We start from the raw sequence: 17476 nt of genomic DNA, 5'->3' as shown, positions 1-17476 counted from the left end.
CTGCAGTCCATGCTGCCGATCCTGGAAGCTGTTGTGCAATCTTCACGTCCGCTGCTGATCATTGCAGAAGACATTGAAGGCGAAGCGCTGGCGACCCTCGTGGTCAACAAGCTGCGTGGCGGCCTGAAGATTGCTGCCGTCAAGGCACCTGGCTTCGGCGACCGTCGCAAGGCCATGCTTGAAGACATCGCTGTTCTCACAGGCGGCCAGGTCATCTCTGAAGACCTCGGCATCAAGCTGGAAACGGTGACCCTCGACATGCTCGGCACGTCCAAGAAGGTCCGCATCACCAAGGACGACACCACCGTCGTTGATGGCGCTGGCAAGAAGGGCGACATCGAAAGCCGTGTGGCCCAGATCCGTAACCAGATCGAGGAAACAACATCTGATTACGATCGTGAAAAGCTTCAGGAACGTCTTGCCAAGCTTGCAGGCGGTGTTGCCGTTCTGCGCGTTGGTGGTGCAACTGAAACAGAAGTGAAAGAGCGTAAGGACCGTGTTGACGATGCGCTCAACGCAACCCGCGCTGCTGTTGAAGAAGGCATCGTGCCAGGTGGTGGTACGGCTCTGCTGTCCACGACCAAGGCCATCAACGCTGTCATCGACAACGCTGAAAACCACGACCAGCAGGCTGGTGTGAAGATCGTTCTTCGCGCCATCCAGGCTCCGATCCGCCAGATTGCCGAAAATGCCGGCGTTGAAGGCTCGATCGTTGTGGGCAAGGTGCTTGAAGGCAAGGGCGTGGGCTTCGGCTTCAACGCACAGACCGAAGAGTACGGCAACCTCGTTGAAATGGGCGTCATCGACCCCGTCAAGGTTGTGCGCCACGCTCTGCAGGACGCAGCCTCCGTTGCCGGCCTGCTGATCACCACAGAAGCCATGGTTGCGGACAAGCCGGAGAAGAACGGCGGCGGCGCACCGGCAATGCCGGACATGGGCGGCATGGGTGGCATGGGCGGCATGATGTAAGCATCACGTCGCCTGAGCCTCATGAGCTCAGCGAACATACGGAAAGGGCGGCTCGTGAGAGCCGCCCTTTTTTTGTGCTTTGATTGGAGGGGCCGGAGGCTATTTTCCCAAAGACACATCTATACTGTCCTAAGACTCACATACGTAATCAGAAGTCGCAAAGGTCGAGAGCATGCGGAAGTTGGTTTCAAACGTTATTGCTTCTAGTTCGGCTATACTAGCGGCTGCCACAAAGTGGGGCGGCATGCTGATGGACCTAATAGGTCTTCCTGAAGCTGCCAAGACTGTGAATACATGGGCCACAGAGTACTTAGGCTGGATCGAAGGCTATGGAGCATTCATACTAATCGGTTTTTCTGTGGCCGTTTTGATAGTCATCAATAAACCCAACCGAACCAAAACAGTCCGAGCCCATGACCACAGCAGTGGCACAATCAACCGCAATAACGACCACAGATCGCTCCTGCAAGAAGCTGTCGAAAAATTCTTGGCGAGTTCGGGGCGCTCGGCAAAACCAAGCGCCGATCGAACCCCGCATACATATGTGATGGCAAACAATAGCGATGGCCGTGGGGCGTTTATCGAACATTGGGGTAGAGACATGGGCCCGTGGCCTACCATCGAAGATGGCTTTTCCTCACACCAATTGAGGCGATCACCAATTCATGGTCTCCGAGTTGAATGGGCCGATGGCCCCACGTTCAACAAGAAGCCAATTCTAGGTGGAGAAGCCATCATTAGCGCCCTGTTTTCTGGTGTAAATCTGAACGCAGCACAGCGGGCCACTGAGATTAAGGATGCCTATTTGGAGTCTGCTGTAACTGGCCGTCGTCTACAAATGCGGGTCAAACTAGGAGGCGACCGTGTTCTGCCAAAAGAAGTGAACCCTGTTCCCTACAAAGCCCGCGTTTTGCTTGAATCTGAAAACTTTGGTTCGCCTAACGGAATAGGTCCCGAGCGGTTTTTGGCAGACTGGAGCCCAATGTTTCTCGTGGTTGAGTATGCAGATGGTGCATGCGACCGAATCGAGGTCGAAGAAGATCGGATTGCAAAACTCATGCAGACCAAACGGGTGCGAGCCACATCTGCGGGGCCGAGAGTGACCCGAAAAGTGACCAGCTAAGAGTTCTTCAATTGCATAGCTCTAAGTCTAGGAGCAGGGAAACCACCAAAACACCAGAGAAGTCTGCGAAGAAGCGGTATGTCCGGGCTGATGGGACCTATTGTCCACTGTTTAAGGCGAAGACCACCAGTCAGCCAACAAGCGGAAATTTGAGAAAAACTCTATCCCCGGTCCCCAGCTGCAATGAGACACTGGCTGCATGGACAGTTTTTTGCCGCAGCCTTTCAACCGGTCCCGTCTCAAGGCGGGACTTCACGTCAACCGGGTTGAGCTCGATGTGCTCAACCGCATCAAGGTCTTGCGCTGTGCGCCTCGGGTGCTGGCAAAGCTGAGGGCGGCAAATCCCGATGCCGTGTCAGACATCCCGGATTTTGCAGCCCGCGCCATGGATGCCCACAGGGAAATTCTGACCGCCCTGGCGGAGGAACGCAGCTGGAGCGGTGCCATCTTCGACCTTGATCATGCCATCAACAACCTGAACCACATCGCAGCGCACCGACGGTGGTGTGGCACAGCCGCCTGCGCACGCCTCGCGGTGCGGTTGCGCATCCAGCGGGATCATCTCCGGCAGATTGATCGTCTTTGGCGCTAGACGTTGCTCTAGACCTGGTGCGTGAAGTCCGCCACCGGCCAGCCGGCCTTTGTCGCACCTGCCTGATAGGCGCTTTCGAGGAAAGCCAGCAGGGTTGCGCGCGGGTCGGCACTTTGGCGCACGGCCTCATAGGTGAGGAAGGCCATGTGGGAGCCACCGGCGTCATTCCATACCGCGTCAGCTGGCTCAAGGGGCTGGGTCTCTACACCGTCCGGCTCGGGCGCTGTGTAGGAGTAGAACGCTGCCTCGCGTACCTGGTCGTCACCGGCCCACCAGCCAAAGGAAATGACCTCGTGGCTGTAGGCTTCCCTGTCGGCATTGGTGCCACCCTCCATGGGCGGCGCTTTCTTGCCGGAGAAGCGGGTGAGCGCCAGGTCGAAGGAATGCCAGAACAGATGCACCGGCGTTGACTTGCCAAGGAAGCGGCCGCGGAACTCTTCAAACACCGTCGCAATCTGTGACAGGGCACGCCAATAGGCATGCACCTTGTCACCGTCATACGTCCTATGATCCGTATCTTGAGCAAAGGGTGTTGTGTACGGACGGTCGTAGGGGACCGCGTGAATCTGGACGTCGATCCCAAGTTCCGACAGCGCGCCAAATACGCTGGCGTAGAAATCAGCGACGCTGAGACCCCCCAGAGCAAAGCTGCGTTCGCCGCCGTCACAGCGGGTGACCGTCAGGGTGTGGTCGATGAAATCAAAACCGATCTCGAAATCCACACCGCCATAGGGGATACGCCGGGTCGTGACGCCGCGCGACGACGGGTAGAGCGTCACGTGCCACCAGTGGTTCAGCTTGGGATGGGTCTTGAGCCTGATCTTGCCGACTATCTGCAAAAACAGATGCAGGGTTTCCTTGGTGTCTTCCCACGCGTCGAGGGGAAGCGGCGGCAGATCGAGGGCGGGACGCATGGCAAGCCTCCTTGTGGCACATCACGGGACAGGTCGCGGGACACGTCCGTGTGCGGCAAGCCTAGCCCAGCTTTGTTTCCAGCGCTGCCATCAATGGATTGCCACGCTGAAAAATGTAGCGCGGTTCTGTGACAGTTACAGCATCCTTGCCCGCCGCATACAGATGCGAGACCACGTCATGCACCTTGGCGTCGGGCACATGCATGATCAGGGACACGCGCGCGCCATCCTCGTCATAGGGGAACGGCACGCGGGCGTTGTGCTGCTCTTCGAGGTCACGCAGGAGTTTTGTGTCTGACACGTCATGCAGGAAACGCACTTCCACGACATTTTTCGCACGGGCTACCGCCTCGATCATTTCGAGAATCTTGGATGCCGCCGCTCGGGCATTGGGACCCCACGTCGCCGTCCGCGAGGCGATGAGGTTTGCCTCACTCTTGAGGATCACGCCGTCATCGAGAATTTTGAGGTTGTTGGCGGCCAGCGTTGCGCCGGTGGAGGTGATGTCCACAATCGCCTCAGCCGTGCCGCCAGCGGGTGCGCCTTCCGTGGCGCCCGCGCTTTCCACAATGCGATAGTCCGCAAGGCCGTGGGCGGCAAAGAAGTTGCGCGTCAGGCGCAGATATTTGGTGGCAATGCGCACGCGCTCGCCGTGGCGGGCGTGATAGGCAATGGCCACGTCGTCAAAATCCGCCATGGTGCGCACGTCAATCCATGATTGCGGCACGGCAACCACCACATCCGCATGGCCAAAGCCAAGCGGCTTGATGATGTGAACGGCACTCTTGGGGTCGGGTAGTTTTTCTTCCAGCAGGTCTTCGCCGGTAATGCCCAGATGCACCTGACCGGACCCAAGCGCCCCAGCAATTTCGCTGGCGGAGAGAAACGCCACATCCGCATTGGGCACGCCGCCGAGACGACCGACATATTCGCGCGATGATCCGGACTTCTTGATCGGGCTGCCGGCCTGACCAAAGAACTCCATGGCCTTTTCCTGCAGGCGGCCTTTTGACGGCACCGCGATGACCAGGCGGTCTTCCGTTTCGTTGCTCTTGTCTGACGTGCTCATGAGCGTGCCTCCAGGCCGACGGCCGCCAGCAATCGTTCGGTGCGGATGGCGCAGCCAACGGCGGGGACATTGCGGGGACTGCCCAGGCTCTTGAGCAGGCCGTCATAGCGGCCACCACCGGCAACCTGCCGCGATGCGCCGAGCGCCTCCACGCGCAGCTCGAAGACGAAGCCCGTGTAGTACTCTTCCTTGCGGCCGAAATCGGCATCAAAGGTAATGTCATTGCGGTTGACGCCCTTGCCGCAGATCACATCAATCCGCCGGGCGATGGATTCCAGCTCGTCGTCCAGCGACACGCCGGCGGCCTTTGCCACATGGGCAATTTCATCAACTGCCGTGGTGCATGGCGCCGAGATCGCCAGGAAGGCGCGGATGGCGTCGGCTGTTTCGCGGGACAGTTCAGCACTGGCAGCGCCTGCGGCCTGTTCCAAAAAGCGTTCCGAAATTTCCGTGACGGTTCGTCCGCCTACGGCTGAAATGCCAGCCAGCGCCAATACGTCCTGCACCACGTCGCGGGCGCGTTCTGGCTCCATGACATCCAGCGCTGCCAGCAACGCCTGATTGGTGTTGGGCGTGACTGGCATGGATTCCGCGTCGGTGAGCCGTGTGAGGATCTCGTCAAAATAGGCGGGACGCCAGATGTGACGCTTCAGGCGTCCGCGCCAGCTTTGCGGCAGGTCCAGCTTGTCCACCAGCGCACCGAACAGCCCAAGGTCGCCCAGCGTCGTGCCGAATGATTTAAGGCCCGCGCTCTGGATCGCATCAATGGCGATGGCCACGATTTCGGCGTCAGCCTCCGGCGTGCTTGCGCCGCCAATATGTTCAACGCCTGCCTGCAGAAACTCCACCGGCTTGCCCGCACTTGGCGGCTGATAGCGATAGGCGGGGCCGTTGTAGCAAAGCTTGGCTTCGCTGTGCCCTTCGGGATCGCGCTCGAGATACATGCGGCAGGTGGGGATCGTCAGATCAGGACGCAGGCACCATTCTTCGCCACCGGGGTCCTGAAACACATAGGTCCGCTGACGGATGTCTTCGCCGGAGCGATTAAGAAAGATGTCGGCGGGCTGCATGGTCGGTGGCTCGACGGGCACATAGCCGGCCTGATTGAACACGGCCTTGACGCTTTGCGCCTGTGCGTCCAGCGCCTCCAGCGAGGAGGCGTCATAGCCCGACGCCGGACGCTCCGGGTCCGGACTTTCAATGACCGGCGCATGATCCCCGCCATCGCCTGACTTGCGCGACACCGCATTGCGCTGGGCCCGCAGAAGACGCTCCGCATCCACCGGCTTGCCGTCACGGCGCGCGGCATCAATGACCGCAGGCCACCATTCCTGGGGAATGCTGTCGCGGCGGCGCCATTTGCGGGCAAGGTCGCCGCCATCATCCTGGCCTAGGGCCCGGGCGAAATCGGCGGGCTTGCCCCATTCGGAAATGATGGCAGCAAAACTGAGAGCATCGTTTGTCATGGCCGTGAAATACATTGTGTCCTGTTTTCATGCAAGTCACAAAAATATTTCGGCTATAACATCCCGTTTTCGGGACATTTTATCTCTTATTGCGTGAGTTTAGCTTAGTCGCAGTCGTAAAACGGGACGCTCAGGCCTGCATATGAGGCCTGGCCAGCATATCCTTCACGGCCTGAATGAGGCCATCGGCGGAGACGGACACCTGCGCGGGCTGGTCTTCGCGCCAGGTGGTGTTGTCCTCGATCTCCTTGGACAGTTCCGCCCCCAGGACCAGGTCCTTGAGGGTGATCTCGCCCTTTTCGAACTCATCAGAGCCCTGAATGACAGCCACCGGCGCACCGCGTTTGTCCGCATATTTCAGCTGTGCCCGCATACCGGCACCGCCGAGATACATTTCAGCGCGGATGCCCGCATTGCGCAGATCAAAGACCATGCGCTGGTAGTCGGCCATGCGGTCCTTGTCCAAGGGCAGCACCACGACGGGCGGGGTGAGTGATTTGGTCTTGTTGCGGCCCAGAGCTTCCAGCGCCGCGAGCAGGCGATCCACACCGATGGAGACACCAGTGGCCGGAATGGGCGTGCCCTTGAAGCGGCTGACGAGGTCATCATAGCGGCCACCACCGCCGATGGAGCCAAAGCGGATCGGGTTGCCCTTCTCGTCCTTCACATCGAAGGTCAGTTCCGCTTCAAACACGGGGCCCGTGTAGTAACCAAGACCGCGCACCACGGCAGGGTCAAACAGGATGCGGTCCGGGCCATAGCCTGTCGCATCCAGAAGGGTGGCAATCTCTTCAAGCTCAGCCACACCGGCCAAGCCTGTTTCACTTGTGCCGACAAGGCCACGCAAGGTGTCGAGCACCTTGGAGCGGTCCTCATCCCCAGCGCCCACAAAGGCTAAAACTGTATCGGCCTGATCGCTATTGAGGCCTGCACCCTTGGTGAAGTCGCCGGAGTCATCCTTGCGGCCGTCGCCCAGCAGCAGCTTCACGCCGTCGGCGCCCAGCCTATCCAGCTTGTCGATGGCGCGCAGCACGGTCATGCGCTGCAGTGCGCCTTCTTCTCCTGCAGGCACGCCGATTGTCTCCAGCACACCGTCGAGGATCTTGCGGTTGTTGACCCGCACCACATAGTCGCCACGCGGAATGCCGACGGCTTCCAGTGCGTCTGACACCATGGCGCACAGCTCTGCGTCTGCGGCCATTTCCGGTGCACCGACACTGTCCGCATCGCACTGGGTAAATTCACGGAAGCGGCCGGGGCCGGGCTTTTCGTTGCGCCAGACCTGGCCGGTCTGATAGCGGCGAAACGGCTTTGGCACGGTCTCGTAGTTTTCAGCCACCATGCGGGCCAGCGGCGCGGTCAGGTCGTAGCGCAGGGACAGCCACTGGTCGTCATCATCCTGAAAGCTGAACACACCTTCATTGGGACGGTCAGCATCCGGCAAAAACTTGCCCAGGGCATCTGCATATTCAAAAGCGGATGTTTCCAGCGGATCAAACCCATAGGACTCATAGACCTGCATGATGGTCGCGAGCATGGCCCGGCGGGCCGCCACATCATCGGCGCGCAAATCGCGCAGGCCTTTGGGAAGGCGTGCCTTGGGGCGGAACTGCTTTTGCTTCTTGGCCACTTTGGATTTTTTTCCGGCTGGTTAGGGGTTGGGCGCCTTACCTAGCGCAGGGGCCCATGGCCCCGCAAGCAGGCGCTTTTCAAAGGATTTTCACCACTCAAGGTGTTAACGGGCAGGTCATCAAGGCTAACGGTGCCTTAATCCGGCCACCAATCATTTACTCCGTGTTTACCATCAATGTTCATGTTTGATTCACGGATTCGCGCACAAGCGCCTGTCCGACCCTAAAAACATGAGGCCTGCAGGCGGTTTATGCGCTCCCAGCACAGTTCAGTACCCGTGATTCCCCGCAAGGCTGCCCCCAAGGGCGCCCCAAAGCTTGCCCCCAAACTGGCGAAAGGCAGTCTGCTGCCCAAACGGCAGGACATGTCTGGTGACGCCAGCCATCTGGCCATTGCACCGGTGGACATCCCTGCGCGCCGTGAGAGCGTGGGCGTTATCAGTGACGATGCCATCATTGCCCGTCAGGTCGCAGATGCTCTGGACGCGCGCCGTACAAAGCCGGTCGATCTTATCCACAGCCGCCCGGGAGCGGGGCTTGATCAACTTCTGGTGCCCGGTCTTACCGCCATTGTTGTTGAACTGGACGCCAGTGACGCGGGCATTGGCCGGTTGAAGCGCATTTGCGCCGTCGGCCCCGATGCACCGGTCATTGTGTTGATGCGGCAGCTCGATGACGCCGCTGAACTGTCGGCCATTGAAGCAGGCGCTGATGAGGTCGTGGATCTCACACCTGCCGGCGACTTTAACGGTGCGGAATTGTCCAGCGCCGTTGCGCGGGCGCTGGCACGCCACGCCAAGCTGGCCCGTCCCACCCACCCGACGACGGGGAGCAGCGAGACGGCCCGCCAGCCGATTCACGCCCCTGCCCCGCTGGTGCTGGTTCAAGAAGCGCCGGACGCCATGGTCGTTCTGGACCGCCACGGTGCCGTGGCGTTTGTTAATCCGGCTGCGGAGGAATTGCTGGGCCGGGCCGCTGACACGCTTATGGGCAAGCGGTTTGATCTTGAAATCGGCAAAGGCGGTGAAATCACCATTGTGCAGCCGGGCGGTGAAACGCGCGTTGCAGAGGTTGATGTGGTTGAAACGGAGCGCGGCGGTGTGCCCGCCCGCGTGGCCAGCTTCACGGACATTACCGTACGCCGGAAACTCGAAATGGCCCTCAAGAGTGCCCAGAGCGGCCGCGATGCGGCGCTGAAGCGTTCCGGCCGTTTCTTCTCGCGGGTCAGTCATGACCTGCGCACGCCGTTGACGCATATCGTGGGTTTTGCCGACCTGCTGCAGCACGACAAGCTAACCGATCCGGTTCGCCACGCAGAATACGCAGCCTCCATTTCGGATGCCGGCCGCGCCATGCTGGACATGGTGGAAGATCTGCTCAGCGTCGTGGATGCAAACGGCGCCAGCACGCCTGAGCCCTGCGATCTGATCAAACTGGTCCGCAATACCGCGCATTTCCTGCAGCGCGACAGCGATGGCAGTGGACCGGATGTGGCGGTTGATGCACCGCAGACACCGCTGGTTGCGCGCATTGATCTCGCTAAGCTGCAACGCGCCCTGTACCGGCTCGTGGCAGGCATCGGGCGCGACGCGGACGATGGAAGCGTGATGCGGCTGTCTCTTCGCCAGACCGGCAAACAGGCACGGCTGACGGTGCGCATTGACGGAACATCCGGCAAGCCGGTTGCCCTGCCCGCCAGCCTTGAAGATTCAGATCCGCTGGTGACACCGGCCGATGCCCGCACGGGATTTGCCGCTGAGCTTCTGCGCGAAGCGCTTGATGCTCATGGAGGCGCGCTTCAGCTGGCGCGCGATGGCGGCAGCGTTGTCGCCGCCGTGATCACCTTGCCGCTCAAGGACTAAAAAAATCTGGGACTAAGTTCTGGAGAGAAGGCCGCAGGGCTTACGCAAACAGGGCGTCGATGTCGTCCTGTGAGGCATGGCCGTTGTGCTCTTCCAGGGCCGGGCCGTTCAGCAGGGCTTCGTCGCCGTCTGCTTCCTCAGTTGCCGGTGCGAAGGCTGCCAGATCATTTGCGCCGCCCCAGATTTCCATCATCCTGCTGACGCGTTCATCAATGAACTGCAATGCGTTCACCACCTTGGTGATGCGCTGGCCGGTGATGTCCTGGAAGTTACAGGCCTCGAAGATGTTCACCACCTGCTCGGCAATTTCCTCGGCCTGATTGCGGCCAATGTCGTCAATCGCTGACGCGCCGAGATGGGCGGCCGCTGAATCGATCTTTTCCGATGCGGTCAGGATCGTGTCGGTTGCCTGTTCGGTTGCATTCACAACCGCATCAAGCTCGCTGCCTGCTTCCTGGAAGCGGGCGGCGGAGGGACCATCATAATGGAGCGCGGACAATTCCTGCTTCGTGCGTTCAATCGCACCGGAAAGCTCTGCGAGTTCCCCCTGAAGCTTTGCAGCCTCCGCGACCCGGTCACGCAGGGATGCAAGCTCTTCAATGCTCAGATCAACGTCGCGCTGACCGGCATCCGTTTCAGATGCGGCTGGCGCTGAGGCCGCCCCTGAAACCGGCACAGAAACGGGCGCAACTGCAGCCACTGCAGGCGTCACATCCTCGACGGCAGGCTCGTCATAGCCCATCATCACTTCAATTCGAAAGCGCTTTGCCTGAGACAACTGCGCACCTCCCCGTGGCCTAAATTCAGGGCAAGCCTAGCCTTTGCCGAGTTAAAAATGCCTTTAAGCTCTCCTATTGGTTGCACGCCCCCGGAGCTCTACACGCATGCCTGCTGACATCAAAAGCCGCGGAACGCTGCCGGTAAGACACGGGTTTTCCGCGATGCCCGCGCCGCTATTTGGCGCTGCCCTGGGCCTGACAGGCCTGTCGCTGGCATGGCAGCGGGCGGAGGGTATGGGCATTCTCTCCGCGGATGGCGTGTCTGGTGTGCTGCTGATACTTGCCGGAATGGTCAGCTTGCTGATCTTTGCCGGCTACGGCCTGAAGCTCGCCAGAATGCCCGATGCTGTTCGGGCAGATATGCTGCATCCCGCCCGGGTCACGTCATTGGGGGCGGCCCCCATGACACTCATGTTGCTGCCCGCAGGCGTGCTCTCTTGCCTATCCCAACAGACGGTTGGGCTGGGTCTCGTTTGGCTTGTCGGTGCCCTGGCGCATCTTGGCCTGGCCACTTGGCTGATCACCCGCTGGATGCGTGTGCGGCCCAAACTATCTGACGTGACACCAGCGTGGTTCGTGCCCCTGGTGGGCATGGCCGTTGCGGCCAGCGCGGGCGGCGATCTTGGCTATTGGGCTCTAGCCACCGGCATCACGCTTGTAGGCGCGATTGCCTGGATCGCCCTGCTGCCTTTCGTTATGTGGAGGCTTGTGGCAGGTCCTGCCCTGCCTGACGAGCTTGTTCCCACGATATGTGTGCTGGTGGCACCACCGGCGCTGGTGGCGCTGGGCTTGGGATCCCTTGCAGACTCCACCAGCGACACCGCCATGTTGGCTGCAGCTTTCTTCTATGTGTCATGCGCCTTCCTTGTGCCGGTGATCGTCGTCATTGCCCGACGGGTCAAGGACATCACAGCGCTTGGCTTCACCCATGGGTGGTGGAGTGCGACGTTTCCCCTTGCAGCGCTGGCCAGCGCCGGGCTGCAGACGCAGGCGATGCTGCCGACCGCAGCCCATCACGCCATGGCGACCGCGAGCCTCGCTATGGTCACGCTGGTCACAGCGACGGTCGGCTTGGCGTCGCTACGGTCGATTATTCAGCGGCCCTAGCCGCAGGCACCATGGCGCCCATGCGGCCCGCCACCTCAAAAAACTCATTGACCGTTTCGTTGATGATGTCCGCTGCAGATTTGATTTCATCAATCAGACCTGCGGTCTGGCCGGCAAGGCCGACACTGGCTTCCATGTCGCCGCCGAAATAGAGGTCCTGAATGCGGGCAAAGGTATCTGCCGGCATCAGACCTTCTTCGTAGATGGCGTCGGTGTTTTTGGTTTTGAGCGCCCGGATGCAGGGACTGGCTTTCTTGTTCAGCACATAAGTGCCTGTGGTCGGCGCATCGACGATGGCATTCTTGTAATTTGCATGAACCGGGCTTTCCGCCGCGCTCACGAACCGCGTCCCCATCTGCACGGCTTCGGCACCCAGAGCAAACGCAGCCGCCATGCCGTGGCCATTGCAGATACCACCTGCCGCCACCATGGGAATGTCCGACCGCTGACGAATGGCCTGCAATAGGACCAGAGACGACACTTCTTCCGGGTTCTTGAAGCCGCCGCCCTCAGCACCTTCCACCACCAGACCATCAATGCCCGCATCGACGCATTTCATAGCCGCATCCAGGGTAGGCACAGCATGATAAACGGTGATGCCTGCCTCTTTCAGCGGCTTGATGAACTTGCTCGGGCTGCCTGCTGACGTGGTCACGAACTTGACGCCGCTGTCGCAGATGTAGCGCAGCATGGCGTCGTCCTTGAGAAACAGGATCGGCAGATTGACACCGAACACCCCGTCGGTGAGGTCGGCCATCTTTTCAATCTCAGCCTTGCAGGCCTCTGTTTCGCCGGAGGAGGTTTCGATGATGCCAATGCCCCCGGCATTGGCCACGGACGATGCCAGCTGCGAGCGGGCGATCCAGCCCATGGGGGCCTGGATGATGGGGTATTTCGCGCCTGTGTGCGCCAATACGCGGTTGCCTTCAAATCCGGACATGACGGTCCCTCTTGCTGCGTTTTTGTTGCTGGGTTTTTGGTCGATTGAGAATTTCGATTTCGGCGAGACTATATCAATTCAGCCGATATTGAATTGGCGCCACGAATGCAAAGTCCTGCCCGCGCGTCGATAGATCCTGCGGAACAGCCGGAAAGGGCGCCACGCGGCGCACAAGCGCAAGGGCAGCCTCGTCCAGAATGTCCGAACCGGATGTGCCCACCAGCCTGACGGTCTTAAGCGCACCGCTTGCCGCCAGCACAACCTCAACACGCACGATGCCCTCAATATCCCGACGCTGGGCCCGCCGGGGATAGACAATGGCCCGTTGAAGCCGCGTCAACAGCAGCCGCGCGTAACTTGCCTTGGCAACCGCTGACGCATTCGCATCTGAGTTCCCGGTGCCGGCGTTGCCACTGGCGGGCCGCTGCGGTCCCGCCGATGCCGGGTCTGGCTGCGCCGGGGATTGCGGTGGTGATGATTGCGCCGCGTCGCTTGCGGACGGGTCCGGATCACGAACTGGCGGCTCAGGTGTCTTTGGTGGGTCTTCCGCCTTGGCAACCGGAACAGGCGCGGGCTTTGGCTCCGCGCGCGGCCTGGGTGCGGGACGCTCCGGCTGCGGTTCTACAAGCTGCGCGACTGGCGGCGTGTCGTGTTGTGTCGGTCCGGCCGGCCCGGACGACGCTGCCGGTACTGCCGGTGCTGCCGGTGCGGCAGGTGCTGATTGCGCCAACGCCACCAGATCAACCGCGATGACCGGTGTCTCGTCCTTCATCTGCTGTGGCTTGCCAGCAAGTACGGCCCACAAAGCTACGATGGCGAGCCCGTGGAGAAAGACCGACCACAGCACCACGCGCGTGCGGGACCGGCGTGCTGGCGTGGTCTCCAGGCCTGCCGGTCGCGCAGCGTCGCCATCGCGATCTATGTCATCGGGGAATTGCAAAAAACTTCAATCCGTATAAGCCAGTGACGCAGACCCGCGCGCACTTCAAAAGAGCAAACCTGACGTGACCCAAACCGTAGCACCAGCCGGACAGCCTGACGCCCTTGAGCATTTCGATGACATCATCAGCCGCATGGCCGGGCGGCGTCCGGCGCTTTTTCTGGACTATGACGGCACCCTTGTGCCGCTTGCAAGGCGACCAGAGCTTGCAATTGCCCCGCCTGAGCTTCTCAAAGCGCTGTCGCGGCTTGCAGACCTGATGCCTGTGGCCGTTGTGACAGGTCGCGGACGCCCTGACGTGATGCGGATGCTGGGCGTCAAAGGCATCGCCTATGCGGGCAGCCATGGGTTCGACATTGTGGACGCTGAGGGGAACGACTTGTCCGGTGATATCGGGGACGCGTTTCTTCCCGCGCTCAAGAAAGCGTCCCTCGCGCTGGCGGCTTTCCTTGACCCAATCGACGGCGCTTTTCTGGAAGACAAGATCTATTCGCTGGCGATCCATTATCGGGAGGTCTTACCCGAGCGGCATGGTGACATCGCAGCCGCTGTCGAGGCGGAAGCCGCCCGTCACCCCACGCTTAAAAAAGCAGGGGGTAAGATGATCCATGAGTTGCGTCCGGACATGGAGTGGAACAAGGGCACCGCCATTCTCCACGTCATGGAGGCCATGGGGCTGACGCAGGACACATGCATGCCTTTCTATATTGGCGACGATGAAACCGACGAAGACGGGTTCCGCGCCATTCGCGACATCGGTGTTGGAATCAAGGTTGGGGCCGATACGGGTGCGACCGCTGCCCGCTTTACGCTTCAATCCCCCGAGGCTGTTGGCGTGTTCCTTCGTCAGCTTACTGACAGTCATTCGCAATAAGGCCGGATTCATGTGTCCCAATGGCCACTTGCTGCTCTGCAAACAGCAATCTGGCAGGGCTGCGGGGCCTGCACTGCGTTGCGGCGCCCCCCACTTCGCCAATAGGCTGACCGAGCGCGGTTTTGCTTGAAATCGCACCGGGTCATCGTTGGGGGAACATCATGTCCATTACGCTTCATCGCTCACGCTACAGATTCGCGTTCGCCTTTCTGGCTGCGCTGGCCTTCTCGGCTGCGCCCGGGCTTGAATCGATTGCGGACGCTCAAGGCAAGGGCGGCGGCAACAAGGGCGGTAACAGCGAACTGAACGACGACAAGAACGACGCTGATGGTCGCGGCAATGGGGGCGAAGGCCCCAATGACAAGGACAAGTCGGACAAGAACGACAGCGGCGATGACAAGGGCGGGAGCCCCGGCAATTCCGGCAATGGCGGTGCCGACGGCGACAACAATGGCTGTCGTGACGGCGGCGAAGGTCAGGGCTGCAAGCCGGATAAGGACGACAAGTCCGATAAGGACGACAAGTCCGATAAGGGCGACAAGTCCGATAAGGGCGACAAGTCCGATAAGGGCGACAAGGGCAATGGCGGCGCTGACGGCGACAACAGTGGCTGTCGCGACGGTGGCGCGGGTCAGGGCTGCAAGCCGGACAAAGACAAAGATGACGCTGGGCAATCCGGCAACGGCAACAACGGTGGCGGCAACGGGGGCGGCGGCAACGGAGGCGCTGACGGCGACAACAATGGCTGTCGTGACGGTGGCGAAGGCCAGGGCTGCAAGCCGGACAAAGACAAAGATGATGATGGCGCCGGGGACGACGATGGAGCCGGTGGCGACGATGGAGCCGGTGGCGACGATGGAGCCGGGGACGACGATGGAGCCGGGGACGACGATGGCGCCGGGGACGACGATGGCGCCGGGGACGACGATGGCGCCGGGGACGACGATGGCGCCGGGGACGACGATGGCGCCGGGGACGACGATGGCGCCGGGGACGACGATGGCGCCGGGGACGACGATGGCGCCGGGGACGACGATGGAGCCGGGGACGACGATGGAGCCGGGGACGACGATGGAGCCGGGGACGACGATGGAGCCGGGGACGACGATGGAGCCGGGGACGACGATGGAGCCGGGGACGACGATGGAGCCGGGGACGACGATGGAGCCGGTGACGACGATGGAGCCGGTGGCGACGATGGAGCCGGTGGCGACGATGGAGCCGGTGGCGACGATGGAGCCGGTGGCGACGATGGAGCCGGTGGCGACGATGGAGCCGGTGGCGACGATGGAGCCGGTGGCGACGATGGAGCCGGTGGCGACGATGGAGCCGGTGGCGACGATGGAGCCGGTGGCGACGATGGAGCCGGTGGCGACGATGGAGCCGGTGGCGACGATGGAGCCGGTGGCGACGATGGAGCCGGTGGCGACGATGGAGCCGGTGGCGACGATGGAGCCGGTGGCGACGATGGAGCCGGTGGCGACGATGGAGCCGGTGGCGACGATGGAGCCGGTGGCGACGATGGAGCCGGTGGCGACGATGGAGCCGGTGGCGACGATGGAGCCGGTGGCGACGATGGAGCCGGTGGCGACGATGGAGCCGGTGGCGACGATGGAGCCGGTGGCGACGATGGAGCCGGTGGCGACGATGGAGCCGGTGGCGACGATGGAGCCGGTGGCGACGATGGAGCCGGTGGCGACGATGGAGCCGGTGGCGACGTCGTGGCGCCAGCACCTGCGGTCCCGGCGCCTACGACGCCGAGTGCACCCGCAACGCCTGGCGCACCGACACCGCCTGCCACTCCAGGCTCTTCTGGCGGATCAACGGGTGGTTCCGGCGGCATAGACGCCGGCACGGCGGCAGCGATTGTTGGTGGCGCGGCTGCCGTTGGCATTGGGGCCGCCATTCTTGGTGGCGGCGATGATGCGGCAGCAGGGGCTGCTGGTGCGGGCGGCAATGCCGGTGCACCCGCTGCACCCACGGGCACGGCAACGACAGGCACGGCACCAAGCGCCCCGACACCAAGCGGCACGGCACCGGCCGCTCCTGCCCCGTCTGCTCCGGCACCGGGACAGGGCGCACCTGCCGGACAGGCGCCGGCCGCACCTGCGCAACCTGCGGCACCTGCCTCATCCCCGGCAACACCTGCTGCGGATTCGGTTGCACAGCCAGCGGCACAACCGACACCGCAGCCTGCTGCACAGAACGCACCGGTCACGCCGGAGCCTCAGGCGGCCCCTGCGCAAGCGGCGCCGGTGCAGCCGTCCGGCACAACTGCGCCGTCAGATGCTGTTTTGGATGGTCAGTTCGAAGCGGCGTGTTCGAGTGGGTTCTCGACTGCCGAGCGGCAAGCCTTGGACGCTTACTATGAGCGCACGGCCCATCCGCAGCACCCGCTTCCGGACTATATCCAGGCCGGTCTGGTGGAAGGTCAGTTGATGCCGCCGGGATTGCTGAAGCGCGCACAGCCCATCCCCGCATGGCTGAAAGGGCAGCTCTCCGAATGTTCGTCACATACAGACGTTCTCATCGGCACCCATATCATGCGGTATGAGAGCAACACGGGCATCGTGACTGGACTGTACAAGATCGGCGGCTAAGGCCTGCTGACTCAAAAAAGGCCCGGGCGGTGTCACCGCCCGGGCTTTTCTTTTGTCTGCGGCAGTGACGACTAAAGGTCTTCGCCGATCACGATGAGCTTGTCGTAGGACAGGCCCTGGTCGTCGCACATGGCGCGATAGACGTTGAGGATGCTGTTGGCGTCCAGAATGCCGGTGACCTGACCGGTTTCGTCGGTGTTGATGTTGGGGCCATAGATGGCAAACCAAACATCTGTTTCTTCCGTGTTGGTGTCGGGCACGATCAGCGTGTGGACGGAGCCTGCAGGCTCGAACAGGTAAGACCCCTTGGTATTCACCACATCGGGATATTCGCGGTAGTGCCAGCTGCCGGTGAAGGTCACCGCAAAGACGGGGCCCGTGTGATAGTGCGTTGCCACCTGATAGCCCGGCGAGAATTTCGTGCGCAGGACCCACAGTCCCTGGGTCAGATCAACCTGCTGCAGCTGGATCCTGGTGCCGTCTCCAAGGTCCACGAATGGCAGATCGTCTTCGCCGATATGCAGCGCTTCGCCGGATGCGGGCGGCACGACCGGTGTCGCCATCTGGGTGATTGCATCGTCTGCTTTGGTGTCCATTGAAGATCTCCCTG

15 protein-coding genes are annotated in these 17476 nt (G+C 61.5%); 7 read left to right on the top strand and 8 right to left on the bottom strand.

What is annotated here, in order from left to right; all coding sequences use genetic code 11:
* From groEL to BN1012_RS02700, 3 genes are all read left to right on the top strand, one after another.
* On the top strand, positions 1-969 hold a 969-nt coding region (gene groEL, locus BN1012_RS02710; protein ID WP_043948429.1), incomplete at its 5' end, for a chaperonin GroEL.
* A gap of 244 nt (positions 970-1213) precedes the next feature.
* Entirely contained in the window at positions 1214-2092 is an 879-nt protein-coding gene (locus BN1012_RS02705) for a hypothetical protein (protein ID WP_145973391.1), read from the top strand.
* A gap of 199 nt (positions 2093-2291) precedes the next feature.
* Positions 2292-2684 carry a hypothetical protein gene (locus BN1012_RS02700; RefSeq protein WP_043948427.1) on the top strand — a complete coding sequence of 131 codons (393 nt, stop codon included), beginning with the start codon at positions 2292-2294 and terminating at the stop codon, positions 2682-2684.
* Between the two features lie 8 nt (positions 2685-2692).
* Here BN1012_RS02700 and BN1012_RS02695 read toward each other — a convergent pair whose 3' ends face one another.
* The 4 genes from BN1012_RS02695 to hisS all read right to left on the bottom strand — a co-directional run bounded on the left by BN1012_RS02695 (position 2693) and on the right by hisS (position 7763).
* Positions 2693-3598 (bottom strand): DUF5996 family protein, encoded by a 906-nt coding sequence (locus BN1012_RS02695; RefSeq protein WP_043948426.1) that lies wholly within the window; start codon positions 3596-3598, stop codon positions 2693-2695.
* Between the two features lie 61 nt (positions 3599-3659).
* Positions 3660-4667 (bottom strand): ATP phosphoribosyltransferase, encoded by a 1008-nt coding sequence (gene hisG / locus BN1012_RS02690; protein WP_043948425.1) that lies wholly within the window; start codon positions 4665-4667, stop codon positions 3660-3662.
* Positions 4664-6148 (bottom strand): ATP phosphoribosyltransferase regulatory subunit, encoded by a 1485-nt coding sequence (locus tag BN1012_RS02685; RefSeq protein WP_081826164.1) that lies wholly within the window; start codon positions 6146-6148, stop codon positions 4664-4666. The genes hisG and BN1012_RS02685 overlap by 4 nt, the downstream gene beginning before the upstream one ends.
* Positions 6149-6263: 115 nt before the next feature.
* Complete coding sequence (hisS, locus tag BN1012_RS02680) at positions 6264-7763, bottom strand: histidine--tRNA ligase (RefSeq protein ID WP_043948424.1); 1500 nt, start codon at positions 7761-7763, stop codon at positions 6264-6266.
* A 252-nt stretch (positions 7764-8015) separates the two neighbouring features.
* On the opposite strand from hisS, the gene BN1012_RS02675 reads away from it, so the two are divergent.
* Positions 8016-9626 (top strand): sensor histidine kinase, encoded by a 1611-nt coding sequence (locus tag BN1012_RS02675; RefSeq protein WP_081826163.1) that lies wholly within the window; start codon positions 8016-8018, stop codon positions 9624-9626.
* 40 nt (positions 9627-9666) lie between these two features.
* On the opposite strand, the gene BN1012_RS02670 is transcribed toward BN1012_RS02675, so the two are convergent.
* Positions 9667-10404 (bottom strand): protein phosphatase CheZ, encoded by a 738-nt coding sequence (locus tag BN1012_RS02670; protein ID WP_145973390.1) that lies wholly within the window; start codon positions 10402-10404, stop codon positions 9667-9669.
* 106 nt (positions 10405-10510) lie between these two features.
* Between BN1012_RS02670 and BN1012_RS02665 the strand changes: the two genes are divergently transcribed.
* The gene (locus BN1012_RS02665; protein ID WP_043948422.1) at positions 10511-11512 is read left to right on the top strand and encodes a TDT family transporter; all 1002 of its coding nucleotides are present in this window, start codon (positions 10511-10513) and stop codon (positions 11510-11512) included.
* Here the strand turns inward: BN1012_RS02665 and BN1012_RS02660 are convergent.
* Together BN1012_RS02660 and BN1012_RS16560 are read right to left on the bottom strand one after the other, a co-directional pair.
* Positions 11496-12452, bottom strand: a complete 957-nt coding sequence (locus BN1012_RS02660; RefSeq protein WP_043948421.1) for an NAD(P)H-dependent flavin oxidoreductase — start codon at positions 12450-12452, stop codon at positions 11496-11498. The two genes, BN1012_RS02665 and BN1012_RS02660, sit on opposite strands and share 17 nt — an antisense overlap.
* A 73-nt stretch (positions 12453-12525) precedes the next feature.
* Positions 12526-13392, bottom strand: coding sequence for an energy transducer TonB (locus tag BN1012_RS16560; protein ID WP_052534413.1), 867 nt, complete (start codon positions 13390-13392; stop codon positions 12526-12528).
* 64 nt (positions 13393-13456) lie between these two features.
* On the opposite strand from BN1012_RS16560, the gene otsB reads away from it, so the two are divergent.
* Together otsB and BN1012_RS16555 are read left to right on the top strand one after the other, a co-directional pair.
* Positions 13457-14266 (top strand): trehalose-phosphatase, encoded by an 810-nt coding sequence (gene otsB, locus BN1012_RS02650; RefSeq protein WP_043948420.1) that lies wholly within the window; start codon positions 13457-13459, stop codon positions 14264-14266.
* 161 nt (positions 14267-14427) lie between these two features.
* The gene (locus BN1012_RS16555; RefSeq protein WP_052534409.1) at positions 14428-16866 is read left to right on the top strand and encodes a hypothetical protein; all 2439 of its coding nucleotides are present in this window, start codon (positions 14428-14430) and stop codon (positions 16864-16866) included.
* 71 nt (positions 16867-16937) lie between these two features.
* Here BN1012_RS16555 and BN1012_RS02640 read toward each other — a convergent pair whose 3' ends face one another.
* A complete protein-coding gene (locus BN1012_RS02640) occupies positions 16938-17462 on the bottom strand; it encodes a 2,4'-dihydroxyacetophenone dioxygenase family protein (RefSeq protein ID WP_052534405.1) in 525 nt (174 codons plus the stop codon).
* Positions 17463-17476: the final 14 nt, after the last annotated feature.

It is taken from the genome of Candidatus Phaeomarinobacter ectocarpi (assembly GCF_000689395.1).
Taxonomy (GTDB): domain Bacteria; phylum Pseudomonadota; class Alphaproteobacteria; order CGMCC-115125; family CGMCC-115125; genus Pyruvatibacter; species Pyruvatibacter ectocarpi.
Note: the sequence above shows the minus strand (reverse complement) of the source record. Positions and strands in the feature narration are given on the sequence as shown.